General features: G+C 41.8%; 8 protein-coding genes. 5 read left to right on the forward strand and 3 right to left on the reverse strand.

The annotated features are described in order from the left end of the window. Positions 1-96 precede the first annotated feature (96 nt). On the forward strand, positions 97-627 hold the full coding sequence (gene ntdP, locus NZD81_RS20340) for a nucleoside tri-diphosphate phosphatase (protein ID WP_003223272.1): 531 nt from the start codon (positions 97-99) through the stop codon (positions 625-627). Between the two features lie 86 nt (positions 628-713). After that, positions 714-2,456, forward strand: coding sequence for an ABC transporter ATP-binding protein (locus NZD81_RS20345; RefSeq protein WP_147773076.1), 1,743 nt, complete (start codon positions 714-716; stop codon positions 2,454-2,456). A 74-nt stretch (positions 2,457-2,530) separates the two neighbouring features. Here NZD81_RS20345 and NZD81_RS20350 read toward each other — a convergent pair whose 3' ends face one another. Together NZD81_RS20350 and NZD81_RS20355 are read right to left on the reverse strand one after the other, a co-directional pair. Beyond that, on the reverse strand, positions 2,531-3,592 hold the full coding sequence (locus NZD81_RS20350) for an aromatic acid exporter family protein (RefSeq protein WP_014663280.1): 1,062 nt from the start codon (positions 3,590-3,592) through the stop codon (positions 2,531-2,533). A 219-nt stretch (positions 3,593-3,811) separates the two neighbouring features. Then, a complete protein-coding gene (locus NZD81_RS20355; protein WP_041521271.1) occupies positions 3,812-5,101 on the reverse strand; it encodes a glutamate-1-semialdehyde 2,1-aminomutase in 1,290 nt (429 codons plus the stop codon). 152 nt (positions 5,102-5,253) lie between these two features. Between NZD81_RS20355 and bcp the strand changes: the two genes are divergently transcribed. After that, the gene (bcp, locus tag NZD81_RS20360; protein WP_071581305.1) at positions 5,254-5,727 is read left to right on the forward strand and encodes a thioredoxin-dependent thiol peroxidase; all 474 of its coding nucleotides are present in this window, start codon (positions 5,254-5,256) and stop codon (positions 5,725-5,727) included. A gap of 133 nt (positions 5,728-5,860) precedes the next feature. After that, positions 5,861-6,298 carry a peroxide-responsive transcriptional repressor PerR gene (gene perR, locus NZD81_RS20365; protein WP_003223285.1) on the forward strand — a complete coding sequence of 146 codons (438 nt, stop codon included), beginning with the start codon at positions 5,861-5,863 and terminating at the stop codon, positions 6,296-6,298. Positions 6,299-6,332: 34 nt separating this feature from the next. Here perR and NZD81_RS20370 read toward each other — a convergent pair whose 3' ends face one another. Then, positions 6,333-6,686 (reverse strand): YgzB family protein, encoded by a 354-nt coding sequence (locus NZD81_RS20370; protein ID WP_014479226.1) that lies wholly within the window; start codon positions 6,684-6,686, stop codon positions 6,333-6,335. 207 nt (positions 6,687-6,893) lie between these two features. On the opposite strand from NZD81_RS20370, the gene NZD81_RS20375 reads away from it, so the two are divergent. Beyond that, the gene (locus NZD81_RS20375; protein ID WP_069839939.1) at positions 6,894-7,778 is read left to right on the forward strand and encodes a nucleotidyltransferase-like protein; all 885 of its coding nucleotides are present in this window, start codon (positions 6,894-6,896) and stop codon (positions 7,776-7,778) included. Positions 7,779-8,007 lie beyond the last annotated feature (229 nt).

Consider the following 8,007-nt stretch of genomic DNA (forward strand, 5'->3'; position numbering starts at 1 on the left):
TTTTCAAATTGTAACGTTATAATAGGTAAAAGACGTTGTCGGTAAGCAAATTTGGACATACTAACTGTAGGGCTTTATAGAAAGTAGGGGAGAAATATGGGCTATCCCAAGGAAGGAGAAACCATTCAAATTCACAGCTATAAGCACAACGGGCTGATTCATAGAATTTGGAATGAGACAACAATCTTAAAAAGTACAGAAATGTGTGTCATCGGGGCCAATGACCGGACGATGGTAACCGAATCAGACGGCCGGACATGGATAACCAGAGAGCCCGCAATCTGTTATTTTCATGCAAGACAATGGTTTAATGTCATCGGGATGCTGAGGGAAGACGGGGTTCATTATTATTGCAATATCAGTTCTCCGTTTGCCTATGATGGCGAAGCAATTAAATATATCGATTATGACTTAGACGTTAAGGTTTTCCCTGACATGACCTACAATATTCTTGATGAAGACGAATATGATGATCACCGGAAAGCCATGAATTATCCAAAAGAAATCGACAGTATATTAAGAGACTACTTAAACACGCTGCTCCATTGGATTCACCAGCGTCAGGGACCGTTTGCGCCCGAGTTTGTTGATATGTGGTATGAACGGTATTTGCGCTATACAAAATAATGGTTACGTAAAAACCTGTTGCGGGGTACAACAGGTTTTTCACATGGGCTCACACACATCATGATCAAGAGAGAGGGGGAATCAACGTGGGGGTTATGAAACGCTACATGCAATTCGTCAAACCTTATAAGAAGCAAATTTTCGTTACAGTGTTAATCGGGATCGTAAAATTCTCCATTCCGCTTGCTCTCCCATTGCTTCTGAAGTACGTAGTTGACGACATTATTCAAGGAGGCGGCACGGCTAGTGACAAAACAACGTCATTGTTCACGATTATGGCGATCATGTTCGCCTTATTTTTAATTTTGCGCCCGCCTGTTGAATATTATCGGCAATATTTTGCCCAGTGGACGGCCAGCAAGGTGCTTTATGACATAAGAGCCAAGCTGTTTGACCATATACAGAAACTCAGCCTTCGTTTTTACGCGAATACAAGAACAGGGGAAGTCATTTCCCGAGTGATTAATGATGTAGAACAAACAAAGGATTTTGTCATCACAGGCCTGATGAATATTTGGCTAGATATGCTGACGATTTTGATCGTGATCTCTATCATGCTGACGCTGGACATAAAATTAACACTGATCTCTATCGTTTTATTCCCATTATACGGCATATCAGTGAAGTATTTTTACGGCCGTTTACGAAAGCTCACAAGGGAGCGCTCACAGGCGCTAGCTCAAGTACAGGGGCATTTGCACGAGCGCATTCAAGGCATGCCGGTCATCAGGAGCTTTGCAATAGAAGACCATGAACAGGCTCAATTTAATGAGAAAAATGGTCATTTCTTAGATAAGGCCATCAGCCACACGAATTGGAATGCCAAAACCTTTGCGGTCGTTAATACCATTACAGATTTGGCGCCGCTCATCGTCATTGCGTGCGCCGGCTATTTTGTCATTAATGGACCGCTGACAGTCGGAACAATGGTCGCGTTTGTCGGATATATTGACAGAATGTACAACCCAGTTAGAAGACTGATCAATTCCTCTACAACCTTGACACAGTCAATCGCATCAATGGACAGGGTGTTTGAATTTATCGACGAGCCCTATGAACTCACTGACAAACCAAATGCGATAAAGGCCGATCAGATTCGCGGAGGAGTGGAGTTTCAAAACGTTTCGTTTCAATATGAAAAGGAAAAAGATAACATTCTCCATGACGTCTCTTTAAAAGTAAATAGAGGGGAAACTGTAGCTCTCGTCGGCATGAGCGGAGGAGGAAAATCAACGCTCGTCAGCCTGATCCCGAGATTTTATGATGTTTCAAGCGGCAGACTGCTGATTGACGGGAAGGATATACGCGATTATGAAGCGCGAAGCCTTCGTAACCAGGTTGGCATGGTGCTGCAGGATACCTTTCTATTTAGTGAAACGATTCGGGAGAATATCGCAATCGGCAAACCTGATGCCACTCTTGAAGAAATTATTGAAGCCGCCAAAGCTGCAAATGCCCATGAATTTATCATGGGTTTTCCAGAAGGATATGAGACCCGGGTGGGAGAACGAGGCGTTAAGCTTTCAGGCGGACAAAAGCAGCGGATCTCAATTGCGCGGGTATTCCTGAAAAATCCGCCGCTCCTCATTTTAGATGAAGCGACATCGGCTCTGGATTTGGAAAGTGAGCATTACATTCAAGAAGCGATGGACAAACTGGCGAAGGATAGAACAACTTTTGTTGTCGCACACCGGTTATCGACGATCACACATGCGGATAAGATTGTCGTCATGGAAAACGGCACAATCATTGAAACCGGAACCCATGATGAACTCATGGACTATGACAGCCAGTACAAGCACTTATTTACCATTCAAAATTTGAACTAAAACATCAATCTTATATCCTTTTAACGAAGGATATAAGATTTTTTTGTATAAAAAAACCCGGCTGTTTAACCGGGTTACTCTTCTGTTTCTATTTCGCAGTCTTTCGGATGATACGTTTGAAAACTTGTGATGAGTGTTTCTAAATGTTCGAGCTGCTCGCGGTACTCTACGGCGCTTGCCATAATATTGAGCATGTTGTAATCAATAAGCTCCTCATCCGTATTTTGCTGATTTTTTAAAAAGGACTTTGTTAAAAGCTGCTTATATCGAATGCCTTCTTCATCCGCGTCATCATGCGGCTTGATTTTGCCGACAAACCTCATTAAAATCAGTTCATGCCAGTAAAGCAGGTAATCAAGCTCTTCAGTCAGTGTTTCCTGAAACTCTTCCGGCATATGATAGATCTCGTTTTCCAGACGATGCAGCTTCTTCAATGTATCAAGCGCCCGGTTTGCAGTAATAATGGCCTGTCTGAACAGGACAAGCTTTCTTGATTTCACATAAGTCGTTTTCTTAAAGTAACTTCTTTCTTCTTTATATAGAAGATATGTCTGATCAAGCTTGATCATTTTTTCTTTCAGTTTTTCAATATCCTCTTTCAAAATCGAATGCTCTGTCGACTGCCGCATGGACAATCTGATCCACTTCATAATTTCTTCGGTGTTTTCGACGGTATTATGAATCAGCTTTGTTTCGTACTTAGGAGGCAAAAATACAAGGTTGACAATAAAAGAAGAAAGCACCCCTAAAATGACTGTGCTTGTTCTGATCAGCGCGAACATTAAAAAGTCGTCACCGGCAGATTCTAATATCGCAATGACTGTTACAAGAGCAATTGAAATTGTATGTTCAATTTTAAGTTTCAGCATGATTGTAATGACAATAACTGCTGTTAACCCGATCATAATCGGGCTGGGTCCGAAAATAAGGCCGAACACTGTGGCAATCACAGCTCCGATGATATTTGCCTGAACCTGGTCAATAATAATGAGAAAAGAGCGGTAAATCGACGGCTGAATCGCAAATATCGCTGCAATTCCAGCGAAAATCGGCGCGGGAAGCCCGATCCACGAAGCCAAATAAAGGGCAAGTGTAATCGCAATCCCGGTTTTGAAAATGCGGGCACCAAGTTTCATTGGTTTGTGCGTGCATTCCTTTCTATAGTAAATTGTGTGACATAGCAAATGGGCTAATCCTTAAAATTCCCGGTTAGTTTATTTGCTAAACAATTAAGTAATATACAGGGATCGATACAAATATTCAAGCTATTTTTCTAGAAAAAGACCAAAATCTTACACGTTATTTGAATCCATAAAAAAACAGGAGCTCAATGCTCCTGTCCAAGGTGTCAAATTCTAGTTTTTAAGATGTTTAAAAGCATCCTCGACCGCCTCAAGCGTGTCTTTAATATCCTGCTCTGTATGTGCTGTCGTGATAAACCAGGCTTCATACTTAGAAGGTGCTAAATTAACTCCGCGTTCCAGCATCAGTTTGAAAAACTTAGCGAATGTTTCACCGTCACTCCGTTCAGCCTGCTCATAATTTTCGACTTTCTCATCAGAGAAATAAACCGTGAGTGCGCCTTTTAACCGGTTGACTGAAATTGTGATGCCATGTGTTTTTGCGTGCTGCAAAATGCCTTCTTCCAGCATTGCGCCAAGGTGATCAAGCTTTTCATACACGCCTTCCTCTTTGAGCACTTCCAGACAAGCGATGCCTGATAGGATGGAAGCGGGGTTCCCTGCCATTGTTCCAGCCTGATAAGCAGGCCCTAGCGGAGCTACCTGCTCCATGATTTCTTTTTTGCCGCCATAGGCGCCAATCGGAAGTCCGCCGCCGATAATTTTTCCGAGCGCTGTTAAATCCGGTTTCACCTGTAAGAGATCCTGCGCGCCGCCATACATAAAGCGGAAAGCCGTAATGACTTCATCGTAAATAACGAGAGCGCCTGCATTGTGCGTCAATTCATTTACTTTTTCTAAGAAACCTTCTTTTGGCTCAACGATACCGAAGTTGCCGACAATCGGTTCAACGAGAACTGCCGCGATTTCACTGCCCCATTTATCAAGAGCCTCTTTATAGCTTTCGATATCATTAAATGGAACAGTGATCACTTCGTTTGCAATGCTTTTTGGTACACCGGCTGAGTCCGGAGTGCCGAGAGTGGACGGGCCGGAGCCTGCAGCGACAAGCACAAGGTCCGAATGCCCGTGATAGCAGCCTGCAAATTTAATGATTTTTGTCCGGCCTGTATATGCGCGGGCCACGCGAATGGTCGTCATAACGGCTTCTGTTCCCGAATTGACGAATCTTACTTTGTCCATAGCGGGAATAGCTTCTTTGAGCATCTTTGCAAATGTAACCTCATGTTTCGTCGGTGTTCCATACAATACACCGTTCTCTGCCGCTTTTTTAATCGCTTCTGTAATATGCGGGTGGGCATGTCCTGTAATAATCGGACCATACGCCGCTAAATAATCGATGTATTTGTTGCCGTCCACATCCCAAAAATAAGCGCCGCTTGCTTTCTCCATTGCAACGGGAGAACCGCCGCCGACTGCTTTATATGATCTAGACGGGCTGTTTACACCGCCGACAATGTGCTCTAATGCCTCATTGTGAAGTTCAATTGATTTTGTATGCAAGAATAAAAACCTCCTATATCTCCATGCGTCCTTTCTATTGTAGCATGCTTCCGAACAAGAACAATGGCTTTGGGCTTCAGATGCAGCTGAGATGGTTGTAATCTGGACAAGAATTGGATACGCTTAATAAAAAAACATCCGGAGGTAACGTAATGACTATAGAAATCGGACAAAAAGCGCCTGAGCTTGAGTTAAAAGGCGATCATGGGGAAACAGTAAAATTATCGGATTATAAAGGAAAGTATATTGTGCTTTATTTTTATCCAAAGGACATGACACCGGGGTGTACAACGGAAGCCTGTGATTTTCGGGACAATCACGAAAGCTTCAGTGAACTGGATGCCGTCATTATCGGTGTCAGCCCGGACAGCCAGGAAAAACACGGAAAATTTAAAGAGAAGCATGATCTTCCATTTCTGCTTCTTGTTGATGATGAGCATAAGCTGGCGGAAGCGTTTGATGTGTGGAAGCTGAAGAAAAACTTCGGAAAAGAATATATGGGAATCGAGCGCTCCACTTTTTTAATTGATAAAGAAGGCCGTCTCGTTAAAGAATGGAGAAAGGTAAAAGTGAAAGACCATGTAGCCGAAGCGCTTCAAACCCTCAAGGATATGTCGGAAAAGTAAATTCGTCTATCAGCCTCAAATGATATGCCTTACTTTTACCCTGATATCAATTGACAAATTATCGTAGAAAGAGTTACACTAATTATAAACATTACAATGTAAGAATTTTTTTTAGAAGAGAGGTGCATGACGGATGGCTGCACATGAACTAAAAGAAGCCTTAGAAACGTTGAAGGAAACCGGAGTTCGCATTACTCCTCAACGTCATGCGATTCTGGAATATCTCGTTAACTCTATGGCTCATCCAACAGCGGACGATATATATAAAGCTCTGGAAGGGAAATTTCCTAACATGAGCGTAGCGACGGTATATAACAATTTGCGTGTGTTCCGAGAATCGGGTTTGGTAAAAGAGCTCACATACGGTGATGCTTCCAGCAGATTCGATTTTGTCACATCCGATCACTATCACGCGATTTGCGAAAACTGCGGGAAAATTGTGGACTTCCATTACCCGGGCCTTGACGAAGTTGAGCAGCTTGCTGCCCACGTCACTGGTTTCAAGGTAAGCCACCACCGTTTAGAAATTTACGGCGTCTGCCAAGAGTGTTCGAAAAAAGAAAATCATTAAAAATAAGCTGACCGCACGAAACGGTCAGCTTATTTTATTTCGACATTTTCTTTTTATTATAAGACTCATCAAATTCTTTTCCTTCTAATCCCTTATCTAAAGTCAGCGGCTCTCGGCAATGCATGCACATATCGACTCTTCCTAAAACCTTTGTCTCTTTATCACAGCCTGGACAAATGACGCGAACCGCTTTAGTCGAAAGCATTCCAATCCAAAAGTAAACAACCGTGCTGAGACCGATCGATAAAAGCCCAAGTATCATAAACAAACTAGAAAGCAAAACTGACTCTTTGAAAAAGATCCCGATGTACATAATGATAAACCCAACGAAAACCAAACTTAACGCGAATGTTCTGATTTTATTAATTTTGCTGGAGTATTTCGCCATGTCCATCCCCCTCTGATTTAACTATAGCACAAACCCGATGGGATTTTCTTCATGTTTTCGGTTGAACTGGAATTTACTTATGGAGACTTGCTGTGAAATTGTTTATAATAGTTCAATGTGTTTAGAAAAAAGGAATTTCGTTTTAACCATAGAATTGAATCAAATAGAGAATAAAAAAATTTGAACAATTGCATTGGAGGAATAGTGATGGAAAATCTTCTCCGCCCAATTTACCAAGAAAGAGCAAGTCACCCCAATACATTAGCTGTCATTATGATTGAGAGAAGAAACAAAACATCTTCCTTAACAGATAACTTTGACGCAGCTTTGCTGGTGATTGTAAAGGATGCTGATGAGCCAGTTTTTATAAAGCACTATGAATTCGATCATCAAACAGCTTCTTTGCATGTGGTAACAGATTCTCAGATTCAAGAATGGATTTTGCTTGGAACAAATAGAAGAATCATAGATTGGATTGTAAATGGCAGAGTCTTGTTTGACCGTAATGAATACGTTGCTGAACTGATTGACAGGCTGAATACATTTCCGTTTGCCGAACGTAAACTGAAGATCGGGCTTGAATACGGCAAATTAATCAGAAGGTATGTTGAAGGAAAAGCTTTTTTTGAAGCCAATCAATTTTTAGATGCCTACAACGCAGTTGTTCATGCGTTGCATCATTTAGCACGTATTGAAGTAATCGACAGAGGATTTCATCCCGAAACCACGGTGTGGAGCCAAGTGCGCCAGATGGAGCCCCAAGTGTACAAATTATATTCCGAGCTGATTGAAAGTCACGAGAGCTTGGAAAAAAGACTAGAATTATTATTCTTAGCAAATGATTTTCTCATCCATTCCAAAGCAGAGATCGGTTCGGCGCATCTATTCGAAGTAATGAAAGAAAAAGACATTTGGCAATTCGGTGAGCTTCTTCAACATCATGACCTAAAGCACTTTACACAGGATCTTGGCGTTATGCTTGATTACTTGACAGAAAAGGGACTTATCAACGTCAGCCAAATAGAAACGAAAGGACAGGCTGTCTATCACCGAGGATATTCTTTTAAAAAAGGTGTTGACTCTGTTTCTTGACCGTGTTATATTATTAAACGTCGCTGATGCGCTTCTGAGAAAATAAGCTCACAGCGGCGGGGAAATAAATCAAAAAAACATTTGACAAAAGAAAGTCAAAATGTTATATTGATAAAGTCGCTTCAACAAGAAGTGAAAATGATCTTTGAAAACTAAACAAGACAAAACGTACCTGTTAATTCATTTTTATAAATCGCACAGCGATGTGCGTAGTCAGTCAAACTAGGGC

Source organism: Bacillus sp. B.PNR1 (genome assembly GCF_030386235.1).
GTDB classification, from domain to species: domain Bacteria; phylum Bacillota; class Bacilli; order Bacillales; family Bacillaceae; genus Bacillus; species Bacillus stercoris.

Bases quoted from the DNA above. Each gene is read 5' to 3' on its own strand.
- ntdP (WP_003223272.1), top strand. From the start codon at position 97: ATGGGCTATCCCAAGGAAGGAGAAACCATTCAAATTCACAGCTATAAG.
- NZD81_RS20350 (WP_014663280.1), bottom strand. From the start codon at position 3,592: ATGAAACTTGGTGCCCGCATTTTCAAAACCGGGATTGCGATTACACTT.
- bcp (WP_071581305.1), top strand. From the start codon at position 5,254: ATGACTATAGAAATCGGACAAAAAGCGCCTGAGCTTGAGTTAAAAGGC.
- perR (WP_003223285.1), top strand. From the start codon at position 5,861: ATGGCTGCACATGAACTAAAAGAAGCCTTAGAAACGTTGAAGGAAACC.
- NZD81_RS20370 (WP_014479226.1), bottom strand. From the start codon at position 6,686: ATGGCGAAATACTCCAGCAAAATTAATAAAATCAGAACATTCGCGTTA.
- NZD81_RS20375 (WP_069839939.1), top strand. From the start codon at position 6,894: ATGGAAAATCTTCTCCGCCCAATTTACCAAGAAAGAGCAAGTCACCCC.